At 30.8% G+C, this 26,652-nt stretch carries 30 protein-coding genes and 1 pseudogene; 22 read left to right on the top strand and 9 right to left on the bottom strand.

Annotated elements, in window-relative coordinates; genetic code table 11:
- The first annotated feature begins 326 nt into the window (after positions 1 to 326).
- Genes sixA through DFR85_RS18275 form a run of 5 tightly spaced genes read left to right on the top strand, consistent with a single transcriptional unit; the run spans position 327 to position 3,925 of the window.
- Positions 327 to 803, top strand: a complete 477-nt coding sequence (gene sixA / locus DFR85_RS18255) for a phosphohistidine phosphatase SixA (protein ID WP_110269526.1) — start codon at positions 327 to 329, stop codon at positions 801 to 803.
- The gene (locus DFR85_RS18260; protein ID WP_110269527.1) at positions 804 to 2,042 is read left to right on the top strand and encodes a Ppx/GppA phosphatase family protein; all 1,239 of its coding nucleotides are present in this window, start codon (positions 804 to 806) and stop codon (positions 2,040 to 2,042) included.
- Complete coding sequence (gene tmk / locus DFR85_RS18265; RefSeq protein WP_110269528.1) at positions 2,039 to 2,677, top strand: dTMP kinase; 639 nt, start codon at positions 2,039 to 2,041, stop codon at positions 2,675 to 2,677. The genes DFR85_RS18260 and tmk overlap by 4 nt, the downstream gene beginning before the upstream one ends.
- Positions 2,659 to 3,294 (top strand): dTMP kinase, encoded by a 636-nt coding sequence (locus DFR85_RS18270; RefSeq protein ID WP_110269529.1) that lies wholly within the window; start codon positions 2,659 to 2,661, stop codon positions 3,292 to 3,294. Before tmk ends, DFR85_RS18270 begins: the two co-directional genes overlap by 19 nt.
- Positions 3,284 to 3,925, top strand: coding sequence for a hypothetical protein (locus DFR85_RS18275; RefSeq protein ID WP_110269530.1), 642 nt, complete (start codon positions 3,284 to 3,286; stop codon positions 3,923 to 3,925). The genes DFR85_RS18270 and DFR85_RS18275 overlap by 11 nt, the downstream gene beginning before the upstream one ends.
- Here the strand turns inward: DFR85_RS18275 and DFR85_RS18280 are convergent.
- Both DFR85_RS18280 and DFR85_RS18285 read right to left on the bottom strand, forming a co-directional pair.
- Positions 3,913 to 4,881 carry an Ldh family oxidoreductase gene (locus DFR85_RS18280; protein ID WP_110269531.1) on the bottom strand — a complete coding sequence of 323 codons (969 nt, stop codon included), beginning with the start codon at positions 4,879 to 4,881 and terminating at the stop codon, positions 3,913 to 3,915. The genes DFR85_RS18275 and DFR85_RS18280 overlap by 13 nt on opposite strands.
- 101 nt (positions 4,882 to 4,982) lie before the next feature.
- Positions 4,983 to 5,162 carry a DUF1059 domain-containing protein gene (locus DFR85_RS18285; RefSeq protein ID WP_110269532.1) on the bottom strand — a complete coding sequence of 60 codons (180 nt, stop codon included), beginning with the start codon at positions 5,160 to 5,162 and terminating at the stop codon, positions 4,983 to 4,985.
- Between the two features lie 86 nt (positions 5,163 to 5,248).
- Here DFR85_RS18285 and DFR85_RS18290 point away from each other — a divergent pair, with 86 nt between their 5' ends.
- From DFR85_RS18290 to DFR85_RS18345, 12 genes and pseudogenes are all read left to right on the top strand, one after another.
- Positions 5,249 to 5,443, top strand: coding sequence for a DUF1059 domain-containing protein (locus DFR85_RS18290; RefSeq protein WP_110269533.1), 195 nt, complete (start codon positions 5,249 to 5,251; stop codon positions 5,441 to 5,443).
- Between the two features lie 93 nt (positions 5,444 to 5,536).
- On the top strand, positions 5,537 to 6,322 hold the full coding sequence (locus DFR85_RS18295; RefSeq protein WP_110269534.1) for a winged helix-turn-helix transcriptional regulator: 786 nt from the start codon (positions 5,537 to 5,539) through the stop codon (positions 6,320 to 6,322).
- Between the two features lie 110 nt (positions 6,323 to 6,432).
- Complete coding sequence (locus DFR85_RS18300) at positions 6,433 to 6,915, top strand: Lrp/AsnC family transcriptional regulator (RefSeq protein WP_110269535.1); 483 nt, start codon at positions 6,433 to 6,435, stop codon at positions 6,913 to 6,915.
- Between the two features lie 34 nt (positions 6,916 to 6,949).
- Positions 6,950 to 8,116, top strand: a complete 1,167-nt coding sequence (locus tag DFR85_RS18305; protein ID WP_110269536.1) for an MFS transporter — start codon at positions 6,950 to 6,952, stop codon at positions 8,114 to 8,116.
- Positions 8,117 to 8,302: 186 nt separating this feature from the next.
- Positions 8,303 to 8,959: an urease subunit gamma gene (gene ureA, locus DFR85_RS18310; protein ID WP_110269537.1), complete on the top strand. Its 657-nt coding sequence runs from the start codon at positions 8,303 to 8,305 to the stop codon at positions 8,957 to 8,959.
- On the top strand, positions 8,956 to 10,629 hold the full coding sequence (ureC, locus tag DFR85_RS18315) for an urease subunit alpha (protein WP_210433931.1): 1,674 nt from the start codon (positions 8,956 to 8,958) through the stop codon (positions 10,627 to 10,629). The genes ureA and ureC overlap by 4 nt, the downstream gene beginning before the upstream one ends.
- 10 nt (positions 10,630 to 10,639) lie before the next feature.
- Positions 10,640 to 11,113, top strand: a complete 474-nt coding sequence (locus tag DFR85_RS18320; RefSeq protein ID WP_162582565.1) for an urease accessory protein UreE — start codon at positions 10,640 to 10,642, stop codon at positions 11,111 to 11,113.
- On the top strand, positions 11,100 to 11,696 hold the full coding sequence (locus DFR85_RS18325) for an urease accessory protein UreF (protein ID WP_110269540.1): 597 nt from the start codon (positions 11,100 to 11,102) through the stop codon (positions 11,694 to 11,696). Before DFR85_RS18320 ends, DFR85_RS18325 begins: the two co-directional genes overlap by 14 nt.
- Positions 11,693 to 12,322 carry an urease accessory protein UreG gene (gene ureG / locus DFR85_RS18330; RefSeq protein ID WP_110269541.1) on the top strand — a complete coding sequence of 210 codons (630 nt, stop codon included), beginning with the start codon at positions 11,693 to 11,695 and terminating at the stop codon, positions 12,320 to 12,322. Before DFR85_RS18325 ends, ureG begins: the two co-directional genes overlap by 4 nt.
- A complete protein-coding gene (locus tag DFR85_RS18335; RefSeq protein WP_162582567.1) occupies positions 12,297 to 12,902 on the top strand; it encodes an urease accessory protein UreD in 606 nt (201 codons plus the stop codon). The genes ureG and DFR85_RS18335 overlap by 26 nt, the downstream gene beginning before the upstream one ends.
- 269 nt (positions 12,903 to 13,171) lie before the next feature.
- Positions 13,172 to 14,488 carry an aspartate aminotransferase family protein gene (locus tag DFR85_RS18340; protein WP_110269543.1) on the top strand — a complete coding sequence of 439 codons (1,317 nt, stop codon included), beginning with the start codon at positions 13,172 to 13,174 and terminating at the stop codon, positions 14,486 to 14,488.
- A gap of 207 nt (positions 14,489 to 14,695) precedes the next feature.
- A pseudogene (locus DFR85_RS18345) lies at positions 14,696 to 16,289 on the top strand (APC family permease).
- Between the two features lies 1 nt (position 16,290).
- Here the strand turns inward: DFR85_RS18345 and DFR85_RS18350 are convergent.
- From DFR85_RS18350 to DFR85_RS18370, 5 genes are read right to left on the bottom strand one after another with little or no spacing between them, the layout of a single operon-like run.
- Positions 16,291 to 16,491: a hypothetical protein gene (locus tag DFR85_RS18350; RefSeq protein WP_110269544.1), complete on the bottom strand. Its 201-nt coding sequence runs from the start codon at positions 16,489 to 16,491 to the stop codon at positions 16,291 to 16,293.
- 2 nt (positions 16,492 to 16,493) lie between these two features.
- The gene (locus DFR85_RS18355) at positions 16,494 to 16,784 is read right to left on the bottom strand and encodes a hypothetical protein (protein WP_110269545.1); all 291 of its coding nucleotides are present in this window, start codon (positions 16,782 to 16,784) and stop codon (positions 16,494 to 16,496) included.
- Positions 16,774 to 17,079: an ArsR/SmtB family transcription factor gene (locus DFR85_RS18360; RefSeq protein ID WP_110269546.1), complete on the bottom strand. Its 306-nt coding sequence runs from the start codon at positions 17,077 to 17,079 to the stop codon at positions 16,774 to 16,776. Before DFR85_RS18360 ends, DFR85_RS18355 begins: the two co-directional genes overlap by 11 nt.
- Positions 17,076 to 17,765: a hypothetical protein gene (locus DFR85_RS18365; protein WP_110269547.1), complete on the bottom strand. Its 690-nt coding sequence runs from the start codon at positions 17,763 to 17,765 to the stop codon at positions 17,076 to 17,078. The genes DFR85_RS18360 and DFR85_RS18365 overlap by 4 nt, the downstream gene beginning before the upstream one ends.
- The gene (locus tag DFR85_RS18370) at positions 17,762 to 18,562 is read right to left on the bottom strand and encodes an ABC transporter ATP-binding protein (protein WP_110269548.1); all 801 of its coding nucleotides are present in this window, start codon (positions 18,560 to 18,562) and stop codon (positions 17,762 to 17,764) included. The genes DFR85_RS18365 and DFR85_RS18370 overlap by 4 nt, the downstream gene beginning before the upstream one ends.
- 159 nt (positions 18,563 to 18,721) lie before the next feature.
- Here DFR85_RS18370 and DFR85_RS18375 point away from each other — a divergent pair, with 159 nt between their 5' ends.
- From DFR85_RS18375 to DFR85_RS18390, 4 genes are all read left to right on the top strand, one after another.
- Entirely contained in the window at positions 18,722 to 20,455 is a 1,734-nt protein-coding gene (locus tag DFR85_RS18375) for a S9 family peptidase (protein WP_110269549.1), read from the top strand.
- Positions 20,456 to 20,580: 125 nt separating this feature from the next.
- A complete protein-coding gene (locus DFR85_RS18380; RefSeq protein WP_110269550.1) occupies positions 20,581 to 21,291 on the top strand; it encodes an ABC transporter ATP-binding protein in 711 nt (236 codons plus the stop codon).
- Positions 21,281 to 22,630 (top strand): hypothetical protein, encoded by a 1,350-nt coding sequence (locus DFR85_RS18385; protein WP_110269551.1) that lies wholly within the window; start codon positions 21,281 to 21,283, stop codon positions 22,628 to 22,630. Before DFR85_RS18380 ends, DFR85_RS18385 begins: the two co-directional genes overlap by 11 nt.
- Before the next feature lie 122 nt (positions 22,631 to 22,752).
- Positions 22,753 to 23,661, top strand: a complete 909-nt coding sequence (locus DFR85_RS18390; RefSeq protein ID WP_162582569.1) for a hypothetical protein — start codon at positions 22,753 to 22,755, stop codon at positions 23,659 to 23,661.
- Positions 23,662 to 23,723: 62 nt separating this feature from the next.
- Here the strand turns inward: DFR85_RS18390 and DFR85_RS18395 are convergent, their stop codons facing one another.
- The gene (locus DFR85_RS18395; RefSeq protein WP_110269553.1) at positions 23,724 to 24,704 is read right to left on the bottom strand and encodes an acetamidase/formamidase family protein; all 981 of its coding nucleotides are present in this window, start codon (positions 24,702 to 24,704) and stop codon (positions 23,724 to 23,726) included.
- 362 nt (positions 24,705 to 25,066) lie between these two features.
- On the opposite strand from DFR85_RS18395, the gene DFR85_RS18400 reads away from it, so the two are divergent.
- Positions 25,067 to 25,378, top strand: a complete 312-nt coding sequence (locus tag DFR85_RS18400; RefSeq protein ID WP_162582571.1) for a hypothetical protein — start codon at positions 25,067 to 25,069, stop codon at positions 25,376 to 25,378.
- Between the two features lie 4 nt (positions 25,379 to 25,382).
- On the opposite strand, the gene DFR85_RS18405 is transcribed toward DFR85_RS18400, so the two are convergent.
- Positions 25,383 to 26,582 carry an MFS transporter gene (locus DFR85_RS18405; protein WP_110269555.1) on the bottom strand — a complete coding sequence of 400 codons (1,200 nt, stop codon included), beginning with the start codon at positions 26,580 to 26,582 and terminating at the stop codon, positions 25,383 to 25,385.
- Positions 26,583 to 26,652 lie beyond the last annotated feature (70 nt).

Raw genomic sequence — 26,652 nt, forward strand, 5'->3', positions numbered from 1 at the left:
GTATGGGACCATTAAATTTAGTTAGAATAATAATCTTGATCTATTAAAAAGTAATAGAATCTATCACTAACATATCTTAAATAGAGTTTAATTTTCTTAAGAGGGAGAATATATTTTTTTAAGGGTACTTAATCTAGTCTCACCTAAAAATACTATGTAGAGAACAATATAATATATATAATTATAGATTATATGAATAATCTATTAAAAAGAAATATTTTTGGATAATATTTTCTAGCGATCACTTCAATAGAGAGTTGAAAATGTATATAGATTATAGAAAGAATATACTAAAAACTTATTATTTTACTTTCTAATACATCGTTATGATAAGTTTAATTATAGTAAGGCATGGTGAAGCGGAGCCCAAAGTAGACAGTATTGAAGATAAAGAGAGAAAATTAATAAAGAAGGGAATAAAACAAATGAGGAGAGTAGCAGGATTTATTGATGAAATGGATTATAATTTTGATAGAATACTTACTAGTACTTACATTAGAGCTTATCAATCTGCCGAAGCTATATTAGATGAGCTTGGAGAAGATGAGAAAAAAATAGAAACTATCAATGAGTTAGACCCTGATAAGGATCCTTCAGAATTTATAAATAAAATAAAAGAATCAGATAATACTTCAATGCTTGTGGTTGGGCATGAGCCATTTCTTTCCCAGTTAATTAGGAATCTTACTGGAGGTAACATTGAGATAAAAAAGGGAGGTTTAGCGGTAGTTGATTACAATCCCGTCGACGGAAAGGGTGTTTTAAAAATGCTAATAACGCAAAAGATAATGAAGCTGATTTAAATGCTTTCGGCTGTTATAGATACTGGCTATAATTCTACAAGGCTATGTATCTATGACGTTTTTCCAAATAAGACCTTTAGATTATTAGGTTCATCAAAGTTTTTTCTGAGAATAGGCGAAGGTATAGAAGAAGGAAGTTCCATATCTGAAAATAAAATAAAAGATCTAGAAAATACATTTAGACTGTTTAGGAATTTATTAGATAAGAAAAATGTCAATAATATTAAAGTCGTAGGTACTAGCGCATTTAGGTACGCAACAAACGGCTTAGATGTAGCTAAAAAAATCACTGATATAATCGGAAGTCAAATGATAATTCTTTCAGGTGAGGAAGAAGGTAAAATGGCCGCCTTAGGAGTTATAGATACCTTACCTATTGACTCTGGAGTAATTTTCGATTTGGGAGGAGGATCGCTGGAAGTAATTTATTTCGAGTCAAGAGAAATAAAGGAGGTATACCATTTTAGACTAGGTGCACTAAAACTTTCAAGAGAGTATAAGTCTGAAGGAGAATTAAGAAAGAAAATTAGAAATGAGCTTTCGATTTTAAAGCCAATAAAAGGTACATTAATAGGTTCTGGAGGAAATATAAGAGCTTTAGGAAAGATGGATCAAAAGCTTTCAGCATATCCGTTAAAATCTGTTCATGGATATATAATAAAAACTAGCGAAATATCTAAGTATTCCAAGGTATTAATGAATTTAGATCCTGAAGAAAGATCGAGTTTACCAGGAATAAGTAAAGATAGGGCATATACTATTCACACAGCCTCTGTTGTTATAGAGGAGTTAGCTAATATTTTAGGTGCGTCATCCATTACTATTTCTGCATATGGCATGAGAGAAGGAGTTTTAATTCAAGATAAAATAGACGACATACAAAAGAATTGGCTAGACACTATATCTAGAGAATTTTTAATTGACCCACCGTGGGAGATATATAATTCATTTGATAATCCTTTTATGAAATTATCATCCTTTATAGCCACGATTATGAAAGAGGCTGGATTTTTGGATCCGTATGAGGCATGTTTTAGATTTTTAAAATATTCCACAATACCAGGATTTGAAGACAATGATGTTCTTATTTCATCCTTGTTATGTAAAGGAGCCTCTGGTAAGTTGAAAAAGAAATATTTTAAATTGATTAAGAATAATTACAATAAGAAGGACTTCCTTAAAATGGCTAAGGAAGTTAAAGAAGTAGTAAATGCGTCTGTAGCGGGAGTTAAAATATGAAAGGAAGTTTAATAGCCTTTGAAGGAATTGACGGTTCTGGAAAATCCAGTCAGACAGTTCTTTTGAGAGACTGGTTACTAGAAAAGAGAGACACATTTCTAACTGAATGGAATTCGTCAGAATGGATTCATGGAATAATTAAGGAAGCCAAGAAAAAGAATATACTTACACCAATTACATTTAGTTTAATTCATGCAACAGATTTTGCTGATAGATATGAGAAATACATTTTACCTATGCTTAAAACTGGATTTGCGGTTATTGCAGACAGATATGTTTATACTGCTTATGCGAGAGATAGCGTTAGAGGCGTAAATATAGATTGGGTTAAGAAATTATATTCCTTTGCAAGAAAACCAGATATAACTTTTTACATTAGGGTGACTCCAGAAGTTGCATTAGATAGAATAAAGAAGTCTAGAAGGCAAATAAAACCTACAGAAGCAGGTTCTGATGTTTTCCCAGGTTTAAAACCTGAAGATGGCTTCCTTAAATATCAGTCTGCAGTGCTTGAAGTTTATGATAAAATAGCAGATGAAAACAACTTCTTCATTATAGATGGTACATTGTCACCAAGGGAAATTCAGAAGATTATAAGGGAAAAGGTGATGGAAATTTGGAAAGAGGAAAAATAATAGCAATAGAAGGAATAGAGAGTTCTGGAAAATCGACTCATGCACAGACACTTAAATCGTACTTAGAAGATCAAGGATATGGTGTAATAATATTTGGACTGCAAATGTCCAAGCTAATGGCAGAAGCAATAGCTAGAGTAAAGAAAGAAATAGTTTTCCAGCGTAGAACTCTATTTCTAGCATATTTGACTGACTTAGCTGATCAAGTTGAGAATGTCGTTAAACCTGCTATAGACTCAGGTTTTATTACTATAGCGGATGGTTACGCTTTAACTTTGGAAGCATGGGGTCTAACTAGAGGTTTAGAAAAAGATTGGATGGAAGACGTTTTATCTGTGCTACCAAAGCCTTCAGTTTCAGTCTCTTTACTATCGCCTTCAGTTGAGATAATGAGGAGAATAATAAGGAAAAGAGGATTTTTGGATCCTTTAAGTGAGAATGTAGATCTTTGTGTAAACAGTGAAATATTTTCTTCATATAAATCATATATAAATAAATTTCAGTCATATCTGAAAGATATATCTATAGGTAAAAATATTATAACTAAGAAAAAAATAGAAGAGGTTAACGAAGAAATTGCCAAATATGTAATGGAGGTAATAAATCTTGAGACCTGAAGAATATGCAAACTTTCATCTTAAAAATTTTCTCAAGAATACCGGAATATTAGAAAAAAATATACATGATTCAAGAGTAGATTTAAGAAAATATCTCGCTGTAGCTAGATCAACTTATGTTCTTCATGGTAAAGCTGAATGCATACTTAAAGGTAAGAAAATAATGAAAAAATTGGGAAAAATAAGAGATATGGACGTAATTACTTGTTTAAAGACTGAAGATAGAGATAGTTTGGCAGTTGAAGTGGTTAAATCTTTCAATACGTTGGAAAATTGTTTTCTACCAAAACTTTACGGAAGTAGAATAGTAATTATTAAAAGCTTATATAATAATTATATAAAGCTTCTAGAAGAAAATGACTTTCATAAGATTAGAAAATTAATAAGAGAATCAAGATTTCTAATAGATAGTTTAGGATACAGTTCGCTAGATCTCAAAGATATATCTCAGGAGCTTGGCAATATGAGAGATACATATTTATTTCAAACTGAATGTCAGAATTTGCAACAAAAAATAGACTATGAAAGACTAAGAGAACTTAAAGAAAAAGCGTTAGTTGAAATTAGGTCTCAAATTATGATAACTAATTTTATTCACATAAAGGAATTACTTACTCATCATTTGAAATAAGGAACCTTATTATTTAGTTCTTGAATGATAGAATATAGTTTATCGTCGATTTCTATTCCTCTTTTCATTTTTATTTCTCTCATTTTAAGTCCGTGTTCTCCTGGAAGCTCTGATTTTATTATATTTCTCATAAATTCCAGTGAATCCTCTTTAGATTCCAAATATCTTGGATTTATTATTATCATTATTTCTCCTTTGTTAGGCGGATTTTCAGTGTTTAAGACACCCTTAACTTGTGGGCCTACTGCTGATCCAGATAAGTATGATACTAAAAGCTCTAATGCTAGCATTAGATAAAATCCTTTTTCTCCTCCTAACGGCATTATTCCACCGTTTAATGCGCTTTCTGGTTCGTCTGTTATCTCTCCGTTTTTATCTACTGCAACTCCATAAGGTATCTTGTATCCTTTTCTTGAAGCTTCAATAATTTTTCCTCTAGAAGTAGATGCTAGTGCCATGTCAAGAATTAATGGGATTTTACTTGGAATAGCAATACTTATAGGAGTTGTTGAAAGAATTTTATCTGAACTTCCAGGTTTTACAACTGCAGGCTCGGCATTTCCTATCATTATCCCTACTTTGCCTTTCTTAGCTACTTTTTCTGTATAATATCCTAAGAATCCTACATGGGAAGCATTTCTTACAGCTATTATACTTATTGTATCTCCAAATTCTTTTTCTGCTAACATGTTCCAAAGGGATATTCCTATACTATGCATTCCATCGACTAATATAGAATCGTTAGTTTCTCTAATAACTTCGAAGCAGAGTTCTTTCCTTATTGTACCAAGTTCTACTCCTTTAACTAATGGTATTAATCTTTGAACGCCGTGTGAGGAGTGTCCCCTTAGTTCTGCTTCTACAAAGTGATCTGCTATTACTTTACTTTCTTCTATTCCCCTTTTATTTAGAACTTCTGTAACTAATTCCTTTAATTTATTATAATCTGTTAGCATTAAACTAGAGACAAGAAAATGTATTAAAAAGATTTCCGTAACTGTCTTCTAATACTTCTTTAAATATCTAAGAATTAATTTGTTTAAAAAAATATAAAAAATCATGACTTCTTTATGTTTGATTTTATTGCATTTAAAACTTCATCTGGGATCGAATTCATCTTATGTTCAATTCGTGCATGAATGGAAAGTTCCTGCAGAAGTTCTTCTTCACTTTGGGCTCCATATATCTCTAACCCGCACTTTTGTCCTATATCCGAACATTTAAAAGAGTATTTCATAAATTAAGACTATATCTTAGGGATTTAAGATATAGTTAGAAGATTTCTAACAATTCTATATATATGTCTTGGACTAGCTTATATTTATGCTATTCAAAAAGAAAAAGTATTATTTTAATTGTGAAGATATAGGAATGAATTGCGGATATTCTATAAAAGGAGCGTCAAGCGAAGAAGAGGTTTTAAATATTCTCAAAATTCATGCAAAATATTCTCACAATATAAACGAGATATCTAATGATTTATTAGGAAAAATAAAATCTAATATAAAGAAAATGTAATTTTTCTAAAAATCTGAATTAGTTTTTATTTTTATTGTAATTTAATCCATATATATAGAAAAGTTTATAAATCTTTTTATAACACTGTTAATCATGGATGAGATTGACAAGAAGATATTATACTATCTTCTAAAAGATGGTAGAGTATCACAACGAAGTATATCTGAAAGTTTAGGATTAACTCCTCCTACTTTAGTTTATAGATTTAAAAAAATGAGAGAAGATGGAATTTTATATGGGTTTTCTGTTCTTGTAAATCCTAATTTTTACGGTAAATATTATGGTTTTGGAGCTTTTAAGAACATAAAGGACTTTTCAGCAGATTGGATATTTTTTAAATTAAAATGTTTTGAATGGTTAAACGTCTATGGAATAGAAGGTAACAGTATTGAAGATATTAAGGATAAGATATCTTACATGAGTAAAGATCTAGGAGAAATTCAGATGACATATGTACCTGAACAGGAAATAATTACACCTAATCAATTTGACGTAAGGATATTATCTAAACTTCTAGAAGATCCTAGAGCTCAGCCTTCTGATATAGCAGAAAGCCTTAATCTATCTTCTAAATTAGTTTCCAAAAGATTAAAAATAATGGAAAGTAGAGGTTACATTAAAGTTCTTCCAATTATAAACATTCCTAAATCTGGAAGCGTAATATTCTCCATGTTTTCAATGAGAATTAAGGATATAAGAAATATTCTAAATGAGTGCAGATTTATGGAAATTACGGACATGAAAGCTGGGATTCAAATATGTTTTGCAGAAAGTATGGAAGAAGCAAAAAAATACATAAATGCTGTTAGGGCTGTAGATAAGCAAGCTGATGTTATGCTAATATATGATTATTTTATAAAAAGAGTAGACGTAAAATAAGTTGTTTAAAATACAAATTTATGACACTATTTTAAGTAAAAGGATAGATTTGAACAGTATTTAGTTGTAATAATAACAATGTTTAAAAGGACTACATTGATGTTTGCAATATGGAACTAGATGACACTGACCTAAGGATATTGAAAATGATACAAGGAGACGCCAAGTTTCCATTAGAAAAAATGGCCGATATCTTAAGAATACCTAAATCAACTATTGCTTATAGAATAAAGAAAATGGAAAAATCTGGGATAATAAGAGGATACTTTACTTCTATAGATCCATCAAGTATAAAATTAGATTATGTTATAATATCACTAGTAAAGGCTAAATATGGGAAAGATTATCATGATATATTAGGCAAAAAACTATCAGAATTACCAGGCGTATGGGGAGTTTATTTTGTTTTAGGAGATAATGATTTTATTGTAATGGGAAGATATAAGACTAGAGAAGATTTCATGAAGAATTATTTAGAAAGACTTATGGATATGCCCGAAATAGAGAGAACAAATACTCAAGTCGTAGCAAAAACTATCAAAGAGACACCTTATGTAGTTATAGAAAATATTCTGAATCCAGATAATAAATAAGGTAATTTTATAAGATCTTATCAAATTCTCTCAAGTGGATTCAAAAGGAATATTTTATTCCGCTATCACTATTTTCCTTATAACGTTTGCTATTAGGGCATCAAATAATATGCTAATAACTACAATACCTTTAATTGCAGATTATTATTTTCATTTTACACCGACATTTATAGGCTTAGTGTCCTCTATGGCATCTATTTTTTCGTTTATTTCTAGTATTTTCATAAATTCTAAATTATATCCTAGTTTAAGAAGGAAAGTCTTCATAGCTTCCTCTTTTCTATACGCGTTTACTTTTCCTCTTTTCTATCTCGTAAATCCTATACTAGTGTGGATTTTCGCATCAATAGCAGGATTTTCTATGGGAATAATATTCCCTAATATTATAACATTCGCAGGTTCAATAGGAGATCAAAAAAGCAGGGAAAGAATGCTAAGTCTATATACTACCTCTTTGAGTGTTTCATTAATCTTAAGTCCATCAATAGAATCTTTAATCTTATCTAAGTTTACTTTGATTCAAGCTTTCCTGTTCTTTTCTTTATTAAGTGCTATAGTACCAATAATAGCACTTAAAATAAAATTTTTCGAAACTAATAAAAAGATGGGTAAAGTAGCTTTTGCCAATTACAGAGTAATAAAATCACCAGGATTTTTAGTTTCACTCTTTAATAACATAATGTACGATATACCTTTCGGTATGATCGAAACTTTTGGAGGTATTTATGCAATAACTCTTTTTCACGTAAGCTATTCTACAGCAACGCTGTTATTTACTTTCTATTTTCTTACATCCTTCATCAGTAGAAGTATACTTACTATAAGGCCTCCATTTCATGTTATAAAATTAGTAATTCTAAATTCTGTAATAAGCATTATAGGATTAGCTTTAGCTTCGATGTCATATAATCTATCTATGTATATATTCTCTTTACTTTTACTAGGAATTCCACATGGATTAACGTATCCTTCTTCTCTTATATTATTGTCAAGAAGTTTTACTGATGAGGAGACAAGAAGCGTGGCAAATAGTTATTTTAGTGGAATACTTATAGGTTTAGCCGCTATCATTCCAATAGTTATGGCAGTGTCAGTAGAAATTATAGGGTTAAGATATTCTTTTGGTTTATTAACTGCAGTAGTATTATTTTTCTTTTTACTAGTAATGAAAGAATATAATAAGCTTAAACAAAATATTTAATCTCAATTTTATTCTTCCAAATTTTATAAAATAATATAAACATTTTTCATATTTATAAATTTTACTCTTATTAATCTAACATTATCTTTAACAAGTTTTCTATAATTGGCTTATAAAAATAAAAGATTTTAAAGAGAATATGAAAAATATTTTTATATAATTTTTAGATTCCTTATCTCGATATATATGTTATTCACTCCTAAAGAGCAGGAAAAATTACTATTATCATGGGCAGCTGAAGTAGCCAGACGAAGAAAGGCTAAGGGCATAAAATTAAACTATGAAGAAGCTTTGGCTATAATTTCAGATTTTATAATAGAGAGTGCTAGAGAAGGTAAAAAAATGTCCGAAATAATTAAAGAATCGCAAATGCTTCTAAGCGAAAATGATGTTATGGAAGGTGTGCCAGAACTTTTAGATCTGATTCAAGTAGAAGCTACTTTTCCTGATGGCACGAAACTTGTTACAGTAAGAAATCCAATAAAATCTGACAAAAGTTTTCTAAATACATACGATATCAAAGATGGAGAAATAGAACTTTTAGATGAAGGAGAAATTTCAATAACTAATTCTGGAGATAGGCCTATTCAGGTAAGTTCTCATTATCATTTATTTGAAGTCAACAGTAAGCTTAAGTTTGATAGAGAGAAAGCTTTTGGTTTTAGATTAGCTATACCTGCAGGCACTGCAATTAGATTTGAGCCTGGACAGACTAAGTTAGTCAAAATAAGGAAAATTGGCGGGAACAGAAGAGTAACAGGCTTAAATAGATTAACTGAAGGTTCTCTTGATCATAATAAAGAAGAAGCTATGAAAAGAGCTAAAGAGAAGGGATTTATATGAAATTAAGTAGGCAAAGATATTCTGAACTTTATGGACCTACAGAAGGAGACAAAATAAGGTTAGCGGATACTAACTTGTATATTAAAATTGAAAAAGACTTAATTACAAAGGGCGATGAACTAGTTTTTGGCGCAGGAAAATCAGCTAGAGACGGATTGGGATTACTTCCTACATCTAGAGAAGAAGACTCTATGGATCTAGTAATAACTAACGCCATAATAATAGATCCAAGTATAGGAATAGTAAAAGCAGATATAGGAATTAAAAATGGAATAATTATCGGTATAGGGCACGCTGGAAATCCTTTTATAATGAACGGTGTAGATTTTGTTGTAGGATCTTCTACTGAAATAATTTCTGGAGAAGGTTTAATAGCTACCCCAGGATTTATAGATTCTCACGTCCATTGGGTAGCTCCTCAACAAATCTTTGATGCATTATCTGCTGGTTTCACGACCATAATAGGAGGTGGTACTGGACCAGCAGAAGGTACAAAAGCTACTACTGCCGTTCCAGGCAGTTGGAATTTAAAAATGATGATGGAAGCATTAGATCCCTTTCCACTCAATTTTGCCCTAACAGCTAAAGGATCCTCAGGAAGGATTAGTATGGAACAAGTAATACATTCTGGAGCTTCTGGTTTTAAGATTCATGAAGATTGGGGAGCAATGCCTAGTGTAATAGACGAAACTTTAACTGTTGCTGATGAATATGATGTCCAAGTTACAATACATACTGATACCTCTAATGAAAGCGGATATTTGGAAGATACATTAAATGCCATAGGCGGAAGAACTATTCATGCCTATCACGTTGAAGGTGCTGGCGGTGGTCACGCTCCAGATATAATAAGAATATCTGGGGAACCAAATGTTTTACCGTCTTCTACTAATCCAACTAAACCTTTTACAATTCATACTTATGATGAACACTTAGAAATGCTAATGGCTGTTCATCACCTAAATCCTAAAGTTCCAGAAGATATAGCTTATGCAGAATCTAGAATAAGAGCAGAAACTATGGCAGCAGAAGATTATCTTCATGATATAGGTGCAATAAGTATGATGTCCTCAGATTCTCAAGCTATGGGAAGAGTAGGTGAAACTGGAATAAGAACTTTTCAGCTAGCACATAAGATGAAAGAACTGAATTTAATAAATATAGATGATAATTTCAGAGTATTAAGATATATATCTAAAATAACTATTAATCCTGCTATAACTCACGGTATTTCTGATTATGTGGGTAGCTTATTACCTGGAAGGGTGGCTGATATTGTATTATGGGATCCAAGATTTTTCCCTGTAAAACCTTATATGATAATAAAAGGCGGTGCAATAGCATGGGCAATTATGGGTGAAACTAATGCATCAGTAGCCTACGCTCAACCACTACTTTATAAGCCTATGTTTGGTTATTATTCTGCTCCTATGGTTTCATTCTTTTTTACTAGCCAGGAAGGAGTTAAAGAAGCCTCAAAAGTTGTAAAAAGATCGGTCTTACCTGTTAAAAATACAAGGAAACTGGGTAAAAAAGACATGAAATATAATTCTACTCTACCAAAAATCGAAGTGGATCCAGATAGTTACGAAGTAAAAATCGATGGAATAATACCTAAAGTTCCTCCAGCTGTAAAACTTCCACTAACTCAATTATATTTTATGTTTTAAGGTGATAGTTATGAATGTCATTAAAAGGCTTGGAAATGAAAACCAATTTAGAAATTTAATTGAAAAAGCAAGAAGATCCAATTTATTAATAGAGGCCTATGTAGATCGACAATGTTTTGAGAGGCATAGATGTAAGATAAAGGTAGATAATAAAGAGATTTCTGTAAATATGTTAGGCATCCCGCTAAAGGACGGCGATGTTTTAGTGACAGATGAGGGATATATTGTAATACTGAGACTTAAAGAAGAAAGCGTGCTCTCATTCAAACTTAATGAATTAGAGAAAAGCTTCAAACTTGGTTATGAAATAGGAAATCTTCATTTAAGAATAATGTTAAAGGATAATGAGGTTATAATACCTACTGAAATAGGTATTGATTATTTATTACAAAAATTTAAGGATTATAATCCAAAATTAAAAAAAGAAAAGTTCCTTCCAAATATAGAACCTACAGCAGTAGTGATAAGCTTTGCTGATACCTAGAATTTTCCAGATCTTTGATAGTGCCTTACCTATAGGTTCTTTCAATTACTCTTCTGGAATAGAGGAGGCATATTATAGAGGATATAATATAGAGAATTTTATATATACGGTTTTTAATAATGTTATTTTAAAAGGAGACACAGTAGCTGTCATAAAATCCTTTAAAGATCCTTATTATATGGATGAGTTAGTGTATGCTTCTAAACTAACTAATGAATTAAGAGAAATGACAACAAATATGGGAAGATCTCTAGCTTCTTTAGATTTATGTCAAGATGATTTCATTAGAAACGTTAAAGAAGGTAAGACTTACGGTACTTATCCAGTTGTAGTAGCTAGAATATGTAAATGCTTAGGTATAAGTGAAGATGACTGCGCAATAGGACTAACCTATAGTGAAGCTTCTCTTTTAGTATTTTCTGCTGTAAGATTAGGCGCTATAAGTTACTATAGGGGGCAAGAGATTCTTTCTACACTTTTAAATAGAATAGAAATTCATGAAGAGTTTGAGCCTTTTGATCCTATTTTAGATATTTTATCAAAATCTCATGAGAAAAGGGAACCAAAGGTGTTTATGTCTTGATTAAAATTGGTGTTCTAGGTCCAGTAGGTTCTGGAAAAACTACATTAATAGAATTTTTAGCAAAAGAATTTATAAAGATGAAATTTAAAGTAGGAATAGTTACTAATGACGTAGTTTCAAATTTTGACGCAGTAAGGATATATTCAGATTTAGTCTTAAAAGATAAAGTATTGCCTAAGGAAAATATTGTGGGATTAGTTACTGGGGGATGTCCACATACTGCAATTAGAGAAGATCCTTCTTTAAATATGAGAGCTATAGAAACGTTATCAAGGAAATCTAAATTAGATATAATATTTATAGAAAGTGGTGGAGATAATGTAATGAGCACTTTTAGCCCATTATTATCAGATTATAGTATATTCGTATTAGACACATCTGCTGGAGATAAATATCCTAGAAAAGGAGGATTGGGTATTACACAAAGCGATTTGCTTGTTATCAACAAAATAGACTTAGCTCCATACGTAGGAGCAGATCTTAGCAAAATGAGAGAAGATGCAGAATCTGTTAGGGAAGGCAAACCTACGGCATTTATAAGTTTAAGAACTATGGAAGGAACAGAAGAGCTCATGAGAATATTGCTGGAGGATTTGAATATTGAAGGCTTACTTGGAAATAAATAATTATAATAATAAATTTTACATATTTAAAGAAGGTCCTCTAGGAGCATTTAAAGTAAATAAAACAATATATATTGTAAATCCTTCAGAAGTTCTAGCTAACAACGACAATATAGAAATTAAAATAGCTACTGATGAGGGGAAAATTACTGACCAAGCTTATACAAAAATTATATCTAAATCCATTGTAAATCTTAGAATTAGTATTTCTGGAAGTTTTTCATATATACCACACCCAATACTTTTTTACAATAAAGCTAATGCAGAAATAAATAACGAATTTTATGTTTCAGATAAAGCTATAATAATTGAATCATATATTTTAGGAAGGAAAGGACATGGAGAAATTTTTAGAGAAGGTAAAATCAAGTCTATTACAAAGATTTTTTCCAGAAATAGATTAAAGATATTTGATATTTTTAAGGTAAAAAATGAAGATTATAGAAATCCAAATTTAATGGGTAAAGAATGTATAATAAATATATATAAGATTGAAAACGATGAAGTCGATATAGATAAAAGAATAGTTTCTACAGAAGACATAGAAGAAGAATTATCTTTACTATATATGCTTACTAAATAATCGCATAATATTTATTTTTTATATATATAATTCTTCTAAATATTTGAAAGAATGAATGTATAAATTAAAAAATTCTTTAAAAATGCATAGGGAGTTGTCTCTAAACTATAAAAATTTTTCACAAAAACAATTATATAGTATAATAACATATTAATTAGCGGGTGGTAGAATTGATGTCTTTAAAATGTACGAATAAACATATATTTAGGAGTAGTTTATTTGAATATTTGATTCTTTTCAAACCTAAACAATAATTTTGGTGTATTTTTATGTTCGAGAATTATTATGCTGATACTATCAATTCTAAGGTTCTCTATGAAGAGGCAACAACAATTATCCCATACGGCGTAAGTAGTAATTATAGATTTTTCGATCCTTATCCTCTTTACCTAAAGCGAGGGAAAGGAAGCAAAGTATGGGATGTGGATGGAAACGAATACATAGACTTCAATTTAGGTTTTGGTGTACTAGAAGTAGGTCATTCAAATGAAATTGTTGCAGAAGAAGTTTATAACGCATTTAAGGAGAGTTCTATTCTTGGTTTTGAGTATTGTAAGGCTATTGAATTAGCTAAGATAATTAAGAAAAGGTATAATGTTGACATGGTAAGATTCTCTTCAACAGGCACAGAAGCAACAATGCACTCAATAAGAATAGCAAGAGCATACTCAAGAAAAAAGAAAATAATAAAATTCGAAGGACACTACCACGGATCACACGACCAATTACTAGTAAACGTTAATCCTACAAAAGAAGGTATAGTTCCATCTTCCTTAGGTATTCCTGAGGAGGTAATTAAAAATACTTTAATAGCAGAATGGAATAATCTAGAATCATTCGAAAAAATAATAAGAGAAAACAAAGACATAGGAGCAGTAATAATGGAACCAATAGCAATGAACATGGGACTAATACCCACAAAACTAGACTTTCTAAAGGGTGTAGTGGAGTTATCCAGAGAAAATAACATAGTAGTAATTTTTGACGAAACTAAAACGGGAGGGAAATATAACTCAGGTGCAGCTGGATATTTTAATCTTGAACCAGATATTAAAGTAATAGGTAAATCTATAGCTGGAGGTCTTCCTTTATCAGTAATAGCAGGAAAGAAAGAAATTATGTCTGTTATAGGTCCAGGTAAGGTAGCTCATGGAGGTACTTTTAATGCTAATCCTCTTTCAGTAAGAGCTGCAATTGTTACCTTAGAGAAAATTCTAACAGAAAACGCATTCTATCATATGCATAGATTAAGTGAAATTCTAGAGTCAGGATACAAGGACATAGCAGAAGATTCTAAGATAGAGCTAAGTGTAACTAGATGGGGACCTAGTGGTTCTATTTACTTTCTAGATAAGGTTCCAATGAGTTATAAAGAATTCATAAAAGCCGATTTTGGAAAATGGGGAACTTATTTCTTTGCAATGCTATCTCAAGGAGTGATACCTATGGCTGGATTTAATGAACAATGGACTATATCAATAAAACATTCTGAAGAAGATATACGTAAGCATTTAGAGTGTGCAGATAACGCGATAAAGTTAGCTAAAAATAAAAGAACAGAAGTAAATTTAGACGAGTCGTTCTAATGAACATTTTAAAGTTAATCATCTACTTTGCCTCAATCATAACTTTCTTAATATCCATTTTTAGGTTTCATAATATTTAATACTTTTCAGTGAATAGTCTTATATATAGGGTGTGAGGTTTACAATGTATATTTATTAAAACCAATTTTTTTACACTGTATTTATCCAAGGGATTTTAAACTTTTATTCTAGATGGTCTTCACGAATTTGGAGATGCAAAGTAAAAAGGTCTTCATAAGAGAAAGTTCCGGGTTAGTAAGAGAAGTAAGTCCTTGGTCATCCTTATTAGCATCATGGGCTTTAGTAACTGGAGGAATACCTATTCTGATTATAGAATGGTTATATCTAGCACCCGGAATAAATTGGACATTATCGTTTTTAATTACATTAGTGCCAGCAATGGGTTTGGCTTTTCTTTTTTATGTTGCAGGAATTTCTATGCCTCGTTCTGGCGGAGATTATGTTTTTAATAGTAGAGCATCTAACCCCGCTCTAGGTTTTATAAATTATTTTGGACTGTTTGTGGCGTTTGCTCTTTCATTGGGATTATATAGCTATTATGCCGCAAGTTGGTTTGCTTATTTGTTTTCTGGGCTCGGTCTTTATTATAATAGTTCATTTCTTTTATCTTTAGGTAATTTCTTTAATACAACAATGGGAAATGTTGTAATAGGAACTATAGTTGTTATAATAAGTGCAGTTCTCGCTGTTTCTGGTAGATATGCGTGGAAATTTATTCTCATATCTGGTATAATAAGCGTAATATCTACAATAATAATGTTTATAGCATTAATTAGTATAACTCCCACTGAGTTTTATTCTGCATTATCATCTTTTACTGGAAAACTCAAATGTTTACTCTAGTGTAATACACTCGGCAACGTCTAACGGTCTATCCTTCGTTACAAGCCCAATATTAGGATCCTTAATAGGTATACCTATAATTTGGTACTATTATTCGTGGTATAATTTACCTGCATCTTGGTCAGGAGAAATGAAAAGCGTTAGAAAAAACGTTATGTATTCTATTATAGTTTCCATGGTATTAATTGCAGTCTATTATATTCTATTTACTCAATTGACTCTTGACGCTTTTGGTTCTAGATTCCTCACTGCGTGGTCTTATATAAGTGGAAACAGTATTAATAATCCAGTTTATAATTCATTGTCTAGCATAGGTCCATTTACTCCGTTCTTTATGCTATTGGTAGACCATAGTATACCTCTTTATTTCATATCGTTCATAGCCTTATGGTTACCGAATTTTTATAGCAATCCGCCATTAGTAATAGCGTTAACAAGATATCTTTTTGCTTGGTCTTTTGATAGGATAGCTCCAGAGTCCTTAGCTGACGTTAATGACAGATTTCATGTTCCAATAAAGGCAACACTATTAATAACTATAATAGGTATATTAGGGGTATTGCTCTATGCTTTTCTACCAGTTATGGAAACAGTAGATGTTACTGTTGTTTTCGAGATAGGTTATGCGGTATTTGCAATATCTATAGCATTATTGCCATTTTTTAGGAAAGAAATATATTCTAATATTCCATTTAAGAGAAAGATACTAAATATTCCTATTGTGAGCTGGATTGGATTTTCGTCCTTTGCCTTCCTAATGTATGCGTTATTCATTACGTGGAATAATCCGGTATTATTGCCAATAAATGTTCCAACAATAGGCTCATTAGTGATAATATATGGCCTTGGAGCAGCAATATATTATGCCTCTAAGGAATTAAATAAGAAGAAAGGAATAGATATAAGTTTGGTATTTAAAGAAATTCCGCCAGAGTAGGCTATTCTATCCCTTTAGACAAAATATTTTTTATATCATTTAATGTATCATTTATCTCTTTTACTTTTAGTATAATTAGATTCATTAATATGTTGTAATCTAAATTAGAATATTTTTCTAATTCTTCCTTTAACTCTTTATTTTCAATTTCGTTTATTAGCTTGTCCGTATTTGATTTTTTCCTTACTACTATAATTTTCATTTTTACACCTCGGATGCCTTCTTAAGTATATCTCTTATTTCCTTCATGGATTTAGATTCTTCTTCTAGAGTAGAAAGAAGTTGAAGTAACATTTTCATGTCATCCTTAGAATAATCTTCTGTAGACTCTTCTAAAATGAATGCCCATAGAAAGTTAAATCCTGAAATAACCAGCGCAGCTATAGAAATTATAGTAGCAACTATAATTTCTACTTTAATTTCAAATAGTTCAAATGGTACCAGTATACCAATAATTAAACCACTAATAATTAATACTATTGAACTACCTTTCATCCTTTAGCCCCATTATAACTTGATTATTTATAATAATTTCGAAATCCTTTGCATAATACATTTTTCTTTTATGAGGCTTAGGTTCTTTTATCTCTATATATTCTGCTTTTAAGATTCCAGCTTCTTCTAACGCTCTAAGATGAAGATGAGCTAGTGCGTAAGGCATCTTCATGTCTTCCGCTATTTCTTGAACATACATAGGTCTTTGCAAAATCATTTTCAAAATTCTCACCCTTTGGGGTACTGACAAAGCTTTAGCTACTCTTACTAAATCGGAAATTCTCTCCAAATTCATGGTTTTCTCCTTACATACATGTATATAATTAGAAATATAATAGCATAGATAGATATTCCAATATACCATAAAATGTTCAGTTGGCCATCTAGGTTATATCTTAGTTCTTGTGCTACATACGTTGTTGGTTCAAGTAACGTTGGAATCTTAAAATATAATGGCAATACATAAAATGGTATAAATGTTGCTGCAAAAAAAGATAAGCCAAAAGAAAGCACTTGAGACAATTGATTTACTTTTCTTTGATCTAGTGACAGACCGAGATCTAGACCCATGAAAGAAGAAACTAAAAGTGAGATAAATGCGGTAATAGCTAATCCTAGCCAATTAACGTCTATTTTCACTATATTTTCTGCTAATATTACCAATATTATAATTAAAGGAATAGATGTAATAGTTGTCAGAAAAGCTAAAGCCAAACCTACCATCCATTTAGGAGCTCCTGAGGTATATAAAAGAGTTATATGGCCATCATGTTTCATGAAGGATATTTGTTGTGAAATAGATAGAAAGCCATCTATGAATATATATAATGTTAAAGTTCCTGCGACAACACTTGTTGAAAAATATGACTTTGAAAAGTCCAGTAGAAATGCTATAGGGAGTAGAATTAAGAAAAATATGGTTGTGAGAAGATAAAATCTTGTTTGTCTAAGAAATATTTCTATTAGAGTCAAAAATTTCATTGTGATATCACCTTCATATAAATATCTTCTAAAGAAGGTAATTTCACCTCAAATCTGAAATTTACAGAATTTAAAAATTTCTTTATTTCGTCTTCTTTTACATAATACCTTTCCCCATTTTCAATGTTTACAACCTCGTAGTAATTTGAAAATCTCTCTCTAATTTCTCCTATTTTTCCAGAAATTAATATCCTTTTGTTCATAAAATAAACTCTATCAGATAATTCCTCAGCTTCATCTAAGTAGTGTGTAGTCATTATTATAGTAGTTCCATCTTTTTTTAATTCCTTTAAATAATCCCATACTTCTCTCCTTATTTCTGGATCTAGTCCTACAGTAGGTTCATCCAAAATTAATAATTTTGGATTACTAATTACTGCAGATGCAATAAGTACTTTTCTCTTATTTCCGCCCGATAAGTCATCTACTCTTTTTTTAGGTTCTAGCTTCAATTTTTGTATTAGTTCATTACTCTTTATTTTAGCTTCTCTTCTAGATAATCCCTTTAAGATTCCTAATAGTTTTATATGCTCTTCCACAGTTAAATCTGTTAACGGCCTAGATTCTTGAGGAACTACTCCTATATACTTAATAGCTTTTTGTGGGCTCATTCCCATTATTTTTATCTCTCCTTTATCAGGATAAAGCTCTCCATAAATTTGTCTCATTAATGTTGTTTTCCCTCCTCCATTAGGTCCTAAGAAAGTAACAAACTCTCCTTCATCTATTTCAAATGATATATCCTCGTTTGCAATTATTTTGCCATAACTTTTCCATACATTTTTAGCTACTATCATTATTTAATTAGTAAAAATTCTAGTATATAAATCTCTATCAAGTGTTACTGATAGTGAATAAAAATACTTTTAATTATATTTCCATGATAATAAATAAGTATAATCATAAATACTAATTTTCATTATATCCTTATATTAGCTATTATCAAAACTCTTAATATGACACCAGAAGAAGCGTACTCAATTAAACTAGTTTCATATGTAAAAATTTCAGATAAAGGTTTATTACATGTAGAAACGGAAATTGATAAAGATAAATATAAGAACTATATTTATTTAAATAAAGTAAAGATAGGAGAAGGTCTTATTCCTCAATTTTACTTGAATAATTTCTATTATATAAGGGGAGATAAGACGAAATCCCTTATAGTTCAGACTGAATATGGAGAACCAAAGAAACTTTTTACGTTGGCTAAAATTTCTAAATATGTATTTCATAAAAAAGGAATATTAATATTAGGAGAAGAAAAAGCAAGCAAAAAGGAACCTTTTTACGCTAATAAGTTAAAATATAGATTTGATGGTAGAGGTCTACTTAGAAGTAGACAGTCTCTTTACATCTTTGACGGTAATTTAAGGAAAATATTGAGTGGGGATTTCGACGTAACAGACGTGGCTACTAATGGAGATAGAGTAATAGTTTCAACTACTCAGAGTGGAGATGATTATGGGTTAGACGATGTTTATGAAGTGAATATAGACAACGGTGATGTAAGAAAAATAACTAAAGGTGAAGGAAGAGTTTCTGCTATAGCCATGAATGAAAAAGGGGATATAGCTTACTTAGGCCATAGAAAAGGACTTTCTCCTTGGGCCACACAAGAAATTATCATGCCAGAAGAAGGTAAAAGCTTTATGTGTGGAAACAATTGTGGTAGTTCTGTCTTAACTGATCTTTTTGATGGATCTTCTAATCAAATAATTTTTAACAAAGACGAAATTTTATCTTTAGGTCAAGAAAAGGGCTCAGTAGATATTTACAGAATATCAGATAATAAGGTTGCTAAGCTAACCAACGGAAATAAAGTAGTTAAAGGATTTGACTATAATGGAAAGTTAGCTTATTTCTATACTACTCCAGAAAAACCATCTATATTATATTATGATGGAGAATACGATCCTAATCCTAATATTAAGGGAGTCTCGCCAATTCATATAGAAGGAGAAATAGAAGGTTGGGCTATAATAAGAGGAAAAGAGAATCCTACAATTGTATTTATTCACGGTGGACCTCATACTGCTTATGGTTACGGTTATTTTATAGAATTTCAATTCTTTGCAAGCAACGGATATAACATAATATATTGCAATCCAAGAGGTAGTCAGGGATATGGAGAGGAATTCGCTAAAGCATGTGTAGGAGATTGGGGCGGAAAAGATATGGAGGATATATTGAATTTTACTAAAAAAGTTATTTCACAATTTGACCTAAAAGGAAAAATTGGCGTAACTGGAGGATCATATGGAGGTTTTATGACTAATTGGATAGTAACTCAAACTGACTTTTTCTCAGCTGCCATAAGTGAAAGGAGTATTTCTAATCTTGTTAGCATGTGTGGAACAAGCGATATAGGTTTCTGGTTTAATACAATAGAAGCTGGAATTACAGATCCTTGGAGTAAAGACGGAATTCAAAAACTCATGAGTATATCTCCAATATATTATGTTAAGAACGTTAAAACCCCAACAATGTTAATTCAAGGTGAACAAGATTATAGATGTCCGATAGAACAAGCTGAGCAATTCTTTATTGCGTTAAAAATGAATAACATACCTACAATGCTGGTTAGATATCAAGGAGACGGACATGAACATGCTAGAAAGGGTAATCCAAAAAACATGAAAGATCGACTTAAAATAAAAATGGAATGGTTCGATAAATATCTTAAATAAAAATTTTATGACATATATATTAAATGTATATTTCTAAATTCATTATAGTTTTTAACATAAGTGTTATTAGTTCAATAAAGTAGAGTAGAGAAAAATTTTTAGATATTAGGGTAATAAAAAAGTATATGGACTGTATAACTTTGACTAATGTAGTGAAGCGATACGGAAGTTTCGAGGCTCTTAGGAATCTTTCATTTTCAGTACCTTGTGGCGGTAGATATGCTCTTTTAGGTCCAAATGGAGCTGGTAAATCTACCACTATGAAGATCTTAGCTGGATTGTTAAAACCCGATTTAGGTACTGTCAGTATAGCTGGTTATCCTCCAGATTCTAAAGAGGCAAAGGCAATTATGGGGTATTTGCCAGAAGATCCATTACCGTATAGAAATCTTACAGTAAGGGAGAATCTAGAGTATATAGCGGCTTTAAGGGGAATAAAAAATACTAAAGAAAAAGCCGACGAATTAATGTACGCATTCGATCTTACTCAATATGAGAAAATAGCCGCAGGAAAGCTTTCTAGAGGGAATCAGCAAAAATTGTCTATTGCATTAGCGATAATGCATAATCCTCAAGTAGTATTACTTGACGAGCCTTTAAATTATCTTGATATCCCTACTCAAGAGAAAGTTATTTCAATATTAAAGAACATGAATTCAACCTTTTTAGTTTCAACTCACATAATGTCAATAGCAATGAGATTAACTGATCATGTAATAATGATAGTTAACGGTTCTGTTTTATGGGCTGGAAGTATACAGGATTTAAAAGCAATGGGAAAAGAAGATGAGCCTATAGAGAGTGTAGTAGCAAGGATGATGACTAATGCTAGGTAAACTTATAAAACTTCTAATTTTAAGTAGATTTACAAAACCTCTATTAGCTTTGAACATATTAATTCTCCTTTTGGATTATACCTCAATGGAAGGACTTCATGATACCCCTCACGTTCCTAGGGTATTTACAGAAGAGGCTATTTTCATGTTAACTTTTCCTGTTATAATCTCCGCCTTAGCCTCTAGAGTAGTAGTAACTAAATCCGATATGGATTTTCTTTTTACTTTACCATTGGATAGAAGAGAAATTTTTACTGGCATTTACATAGCTTCAATATTTGCTACAGGGATTTTTTCTTTATATTTTGGTATATTTGCTGTAGTAATTTTAGGTACCATCGGCATAGTTATTCCAATACTTCTTGCTATAATGAGTACATCAATGTCTATAACGTTTTCTTCAATGAAGGGATTATATAGAGGAATGATAGGCGCAATACTTACAATATGGTTTGTTTCTCCTTACTTTGGTTTCCCATTTTCACCATTATCAATGATTATAGGATATTATTATGGGTACCCTATACTAATAGCACTAACTTTAATCTTTGTATATTCGTCAATAAGAAATTTCGATAATATAAAGTTCAAGACTTTTCAAGGTAGTAGTAAACCTATTAAAGACCTAATATCGTTTGAAGGCTCTACTCCTTTTACTGCTATATTAAAAAGAAATCTTTCATTTGTGGAATTAGGTGGAAGATTTAATTTTGCTGGGACACCAATGTATAAAACTGCCAGAGTAAAACTCTACTATATTATTCTTGCATCTACTATTATATCTATTATCTATTATTTTATAGTAAGAATGATAGGATTTTTCTCAATTTCCTTTTATTTAGTTATAGCAGAATATATATTAATTCTACAATTAGCACAAACAGCTTTCATGTACGAACCCTTATGGTTAGGATTGGGCATCATAAACCCTATACAGTACGTACGATATTATTTAGGTAGTAAGTCAATAGCAGCATTCTTCATGCTCCTACCATTTGGTATAGTCAATATCATTTTAGGAGTATATAGTTTAGGATTAGTCACAGTCATAGGTATACCTTTAAGCATGATATATTTGGCATCAATAATAGCAAGGCTAAACCCTATTCAAATAAAGGATGAGAATATTCCAAACGTTAGATTCACGGCTATGCAATGGTTAATAGGCCTTTTTACTTTCCCGATTTTAGTTATTGTTATGGTATCAGTATTTTTCCCTGGGATTATCTATGGCATTATAGCGGACGTTATATTAGCAATAATTTCTTTGCCATTTCTATTTTATCAGGGATTTTGGGAAAAGGTGAAAGATAAGATGATTGAAATGGGATTTGTATGATAAAACATTTGCCATTTTTTCTATCTAATGATTTTAAATTCGTAATAACAATATATTCTGTTTCAAAACTTCTTGTTTTTATTACAGGCTTTTTTATTCTTGGTAGTGATTTCTTCCAAATTATGGGAACAAAATGGGATAGTTATATTTATGAAAGTATAGCAAGCCATGGATACGCTGGATATTATATTGTCTTTTCTCCAGTTTACCCAGCGTTAATTTATATTCTTCATATTATACTGCCTACTGTATTTTCTGCATATATAATAGTAAATATATTTGGATATATTTTTGTATATATTATTTATAGATACTTAGGATTAAAGACCGCCTTATTAATTAGTATTTTTCCAGTCTATGTAGTATTCTCCACTATACCGTACTCAGACGATATATTACTTACATTTATATCTTTAGCATTATTTATTAATTCCAGCACTATATCTTCCATTTTTCTTTCATTGTCTGTATTAACATTTTATAATATCATAATCACAATTCCAGCATTTATCATGAAAAATTGGAAGATTATTATAATGCCAATTCTAACAGGCATAGGTATATTTATAGCCTATTTTATATTTTTTGGAAACCCTTTCATATATTTTAATATAGAAAAAGAATATTGGAACGCCGGTTTTACTTTACCGAATGTGCAAGCAATGTTCTTGTTAAATGGTTGGTTCACTAGTGAGCCCTGGAAGTTTTTAAACTTTGAAATTCCAAGACCTCTTTGGCTTATTAGAAATTACTTGTTTTTTATTTTCTATTTCCTTGGAGATTACTTTTTATTAAAATCCAATCTAAAAAACAGAAAGTTCCTTTTTCTATATTCTTTATTAGTCGAAATGCCTTTATTGTTCATTAATGGAGTTCCAGCAATATCTATTCCAAGACTACTTCTTCCAGCATTTCCTATATTCTATGGATACGCAAGCTTGCGTAAAAATATTATATATTTATATGCAATCATTTCGATATTTTTGATCCCAATAATTACAATATGGCAAATGACAGCATTTTTCTCGTAAGAAGCAATATATGCAATTAGTAGTTCACATTGATTCAATAGCTTCTAGATAGCTATTTGTAATTAGATATTTTCTCTAAGTTCTTTTATTTCATTTTTAATATTTTCATTTTCAATAATATCTAAAGGAAAGTATGCAGTAACTATCCAATTAGGAACATCAACTAGTTCGCTAACTTTAAGATCTAAGGCGGCACTAGATAACATGTAAGCTTCTATGGGCTCCATAAAATTAGATAATATTGATATAATTCCTTTTACGGCGGTTTTTGTTGCAATCCACAAATCTTGAGATATGCCCGGATAAGCTATATATTCTTTATAATCCATTTCTTTAACCTTAGATGTGTAAAATATGGGCTGTGAAATATTCATATTTTTGATAATTTTGACTTTTATCTTAACTTTTAAAGGTGCTTCTATCGCACTTCCACACACTTCTCCATCTCCTTGAGCTAAATGTGTATCCCCTATAGAAAGTAAACCGCCTTTTTTGAATACTGGCAAATATATTTTAGATCCAGTAGTCAAATGCTTTATATCAAGATTTCCTCCATTTTCTCTAGGGGGAATAGTACTCCACTTACCTGGATAAGGTAAAGCAGTCCCTATAACGCCGGGGAATGGAAATGTCCTTATTCTCACGTTAACTTTTCCGAACTTGGCTTTAGCGTAGCCTTCTTCAGTATTCCATATTGTTAATTCAGGTCCGGCTAGATCTATAGGAGTTGTATATAGATCTTGAGAAAGAAATCCAAAGCCAGGAATAACTGCAGTCCATCCCCAGCCAAAATCACTAAAATTTAAAAATTCTATTTCTAGTGCATCGCCTGGTTCTGCATCTTCGATTTCAATAGGTCCAGTTAATGGATGAATAAGATTAAAATCTAATTTCTTTAAGTCTTCCTTTGTTGAAGATTTGGTAATTTGACCATCGGATGCCTCTTTAGTCTCTATTTCTATTTCATCTTCATTTTTTATACTTATTATAGGCTTTAGGGAATTATCCCATTTATTATGGGTCTTAGCATGTATAGTGTACATTAAATAATTGTATAATATGAAGCTTATTTGTATTGCGAAATTGCTCTTATCAATCCTATCATTCTCTAATGATTATAAATCAAGAAAACTAACTTTAAATTAGTTTTAGGAATTAAAACTATTTTTAATAAAAATATTGTATACAAAGCAAAACTTAAATAAGCCTTAACATCACTTATATATGAATTATTAGGTTAATAACTATGATTAAATTTTTACGCAAGTTTTTAGTTACGAACGGTTATATAATATATAGTCTATAGTTTATTATGCTCATTTATAAACAATTTTTATCGTATTATAGTTATAAAAGAAACGCGTATATACTTCTTAACCTAAGAGAGATTATAGAGGTGAAAATAATGATAAGCAAAGTAACTTCGATAGTTGGCGGAATAGTAACATTAATAGCAGGATTGGTAGATATAATAACCAGACATCCATTAGATCACTATATTTATGGATTGAACATCATTAGCGGGTCTATAATGATATATCTCGGTATATTAGGAATAGTGTCTGGATTAATGACATTATACGGTACATACAAGGATAATAAGGACTTTGTTATAGCTGGAGGAGCAATAGGATTAGCTACTCCTACAGAATTCTCGCTCTTAAGTATAATTGGAGGACTTAGTATGAAAACTGAAAAACAAGCTACTAAGTCATGATTTTTTATTTTATAGCTATTTCATGATTTTTTGTTTCTATCTTTTTAGGCCATGTGTACATTGATACAAAAACTACACTTAAAGATGCTAAATTTATGACATTTATAAAATAAGGTAAAGATGTCATTCCAAAATATGCTATAAAAACTCCTAGTAAGGCTGAAATTACTCCTCCAGCTACTGCACCAATATTGTATGAAGTTCCGGTAATAAAGGCTCTAACTTCGGATGGAACTGAACTTGCTACTATTCCAGAAATTAATGGCCAAAAACCTACAGCAAAAGCATATAGAATAACTCCAGAAGACATTATTGAAATACTTTTGAATATTGATAACACGGGCATTGAAAGGAATGCTGCAATTAAAAGTGTTATTATACCAATATATATTAATTTGAAAGTTCCAAAGATATATGATAATTTACCGAATATTACATATGCGGCAGCCTGGATTCCATTGGCTAAAGCCATCAAAAATCCTACATTGTAAGTAGAAAATCCAGAGAATTTTGCAAAATCAGGGTAAATACTAAATATTGATAAGTATGCTATAAACATTCCAGACATTGCAAAAGAAGCCTTTATAAAATAATCCATATAATCTTTTACGTTTATTTTAAAAGTAGTAGAAACTGGATGAAACTTTTCTGAAACCTTAAACGCTATGTAAGGTACTATTGCAAGAGGAATTCCTCCAGTGAGCATAAATATTCTATAACCAGTAAGAGAATCTAGAGAACTACCTATAAACAAATATGTTATTCCAGTTAACGCATATCCTAAAGCATAACCTGCTTGAACTATGCTATTTATAAGTTGTATTTTTCTTGGAGGAACTTGTTCTATTGCTAGTACTGTTCCAGAAGTCCACTGAGCTCCCATAAATGCTCCTTCAATAGTTCTAAACAATGCCATTATAGGAAAGATTGTAGAAAAAGCAAAAGCTATTTGAAATATTGAATATCCTCCTGTTCCTACTATCGATATTATTTTACGGCCTTTCTTGTCTGCAAGTTTTCCAAATATACTTGCTCCAGCAACTCTACCTACTAATCCTAACGAAAATAATAAAGTAAGTTCTGGATAACTTAAATGTAAATATTGATGTAGAAATTCATAAGTATAAGTAATTAATACAAGATCGTAAATATTTCCAGCCCAAGCCAAGGTTGATGAAGTTACTGCGTGAATATAACTTTTCATACCATAAAATGCGAAATAACTTTTTAAAAATTTTATTTAGATAAAATTGTCATTTCCTCAATAGGAAAAG

Origin of the sequence: Acidianus brierleyi (assembly GCF_003201835.2) — an archaeon.
Lineage (GTDB): Archaea > Thermoproteota > Thermoprotei_A > Sulfolobales > Sulfolobaceae > Aramenus > Aramenus brierleyi.

Bases quoted from the DNA above. Each gene is read 5' to 3' on its own strand.
- sixA (WP_110269526.1), top strand. From the start codon at position 327: ATGATAAGTTTAATTATAGTAAGGCATGGTGAAGCGGAGCCCAAAGTA.
- DFR85_RS18260 (WP_110269527.1), top strand. From the start codon at position 804: ATGCTTTCGGCTGTTATAGATACTGGCTATAATTCTACAAGGCTATGT.
- tmk (WP_110269528.1), top strand. From the start codon at position 2,039: ATGAAAGGAAGTTTAATAGCCTTTGAAGGAATTGACGGTTCTGGAAAA.
- DFR85_RS18280 (WP_110269531.1), bottom strand. From the start codon at position 4,881: ATGCTAACAGATTATAATAAATTAAAGGAATTAGTTACAGAAGTTCTA.
- DFR85_RS18285 (WP_110269532.1), bottom strand. From the start codon at position 5,162: ATGAAATACTCTTTTAAATGTTCGGATATAGGACAAAAGTGCGGGTTA.
- DFR85_RS18290 (WP_110269533.1), top strand. From the start codon at position 5,249: ATGCTATTCAAAAAGAAAAAGTATTATTTTAATTGTGAAGATATAGGA.
- DFR85_RS18295 (WP_110269534.1), top strand. From the start codon at position 5,537: ATGGATGAGATTGACAAGAAGATATTATACTATCTTCTAAAAGATGGT.
- DFR85_RS18300 (WP_110269535.1), top strand. From the start codon at position 6,433: ATGGAACTAGATGACACTGACCTAAGGATATTGAAAATGATACAAGGA.
- ureA (WP_110269537.1), top strand. From the start codon at position 8,303: ATGTTATTCACTCCTAAAGAGCAGGAAAAATTACTATTATCATGGGCA.
- ureC (WP_210433931.1), top strand. From the start codon at position 8,956: ATGAAATTAAGTAGGCAAAGATATTCTGAACTTTATGGACCTACAGAA.
- DFR85_RS18320 (WP_162582565.1), top strand. From the start codon at position 10,640: ATGAATGTCATTAAAAGGCTTGGAAATGAAAACCAATTTAGAAATTTA.
- DFR85_RS18340 (WP_110269543.1), top strand. From the start codon at position 13,172: ATGTTCGAGAATTATTATGCTGATACTATCAATTCTAAGGTTCTCTAT.
- DFR85_RS18350 (WP_110269544.1), bottom strand. From the start codon at position 16,491: ATGAAAATTATAGTAGTAAGGAAAAAATCAAATACGGACAAGCTAATA.
- DFR85_RS18355 (WP_110269545.1), bottom strand. From the start codon at position 16,784: ATGAAAGGTAGTTCAATAGTATTAATTATTAGTGGTTTAATTATTGGT.
- DFR85_RS18360 (WP_110269546.1), bottom strand. From the start codon at position 17,079: ATGAATTTGGAGAGAATTTCCGATTTAGTAAGAGTAGCTAAAGCTTTG.
- DFR85_RS18365 (WP_110269547.1), bottom strand. From the start codon at position 17,765: ATGAAATTTTTGACTCTAATAGAAATATTTCTTAGACAAACAAGATTT.
- DFR85_RS18370 (WP_110269548.1), bottom strand. From the start codon at position 18,562: ATGATAGTAGCTAAAAATGTATGGAAAAGTTATGGCAAAATAATTGCA.
- DFR85_RS18375 (WP_110269549.1), top strand. From the start codon at position 18,722: ATGACACCAGAAGAAGCGTACTCAATTAAACTAGTTTCATATGTAAAA.
- DFR85_RS18380 (WP_110269550.1), top strand. From the start codon at position 20,581: ATGGACTGTATAACTTTGACTAATGTAGTGAAGCGATACGGAAGTTTC.
- DFR85_RS18385 (WP_110269551.1), top strand. From the start codon at position 21,281: ATGCTAGGTAAACTTATAAAACTTCTAATTTTAAGTAGATTTACAAAA.
- DFR85_RS18390 (WP_162582569.1), top strand. From the start codon at position 22,753: ATGGGAACAAAATGGGATAGTTATATTTATGAAAGTATAGCAAGCCAT.
- DFR85_RS18395 (WP_110269553.1), bottom strand. From the start codon at position 24,704: ATGTACACTATACATGCTAAGACCCATAATAAATGGGATAATTCCCTA.
- DFR85_RS18400 (WP_162582571.1), top strand. From the start codon at position 25,067: ATGATAAGCAAAGTAACTTCGATAGTTGGCGGAATAGTAACATTAATA.
- DFR85_RS18405 (WP_110269555.1), bottom strand. From the start codon at position 26,582: ATGAAAAGTTATATTCACGCAGTAACTTCATCAACCTTGGCTTGGGCT.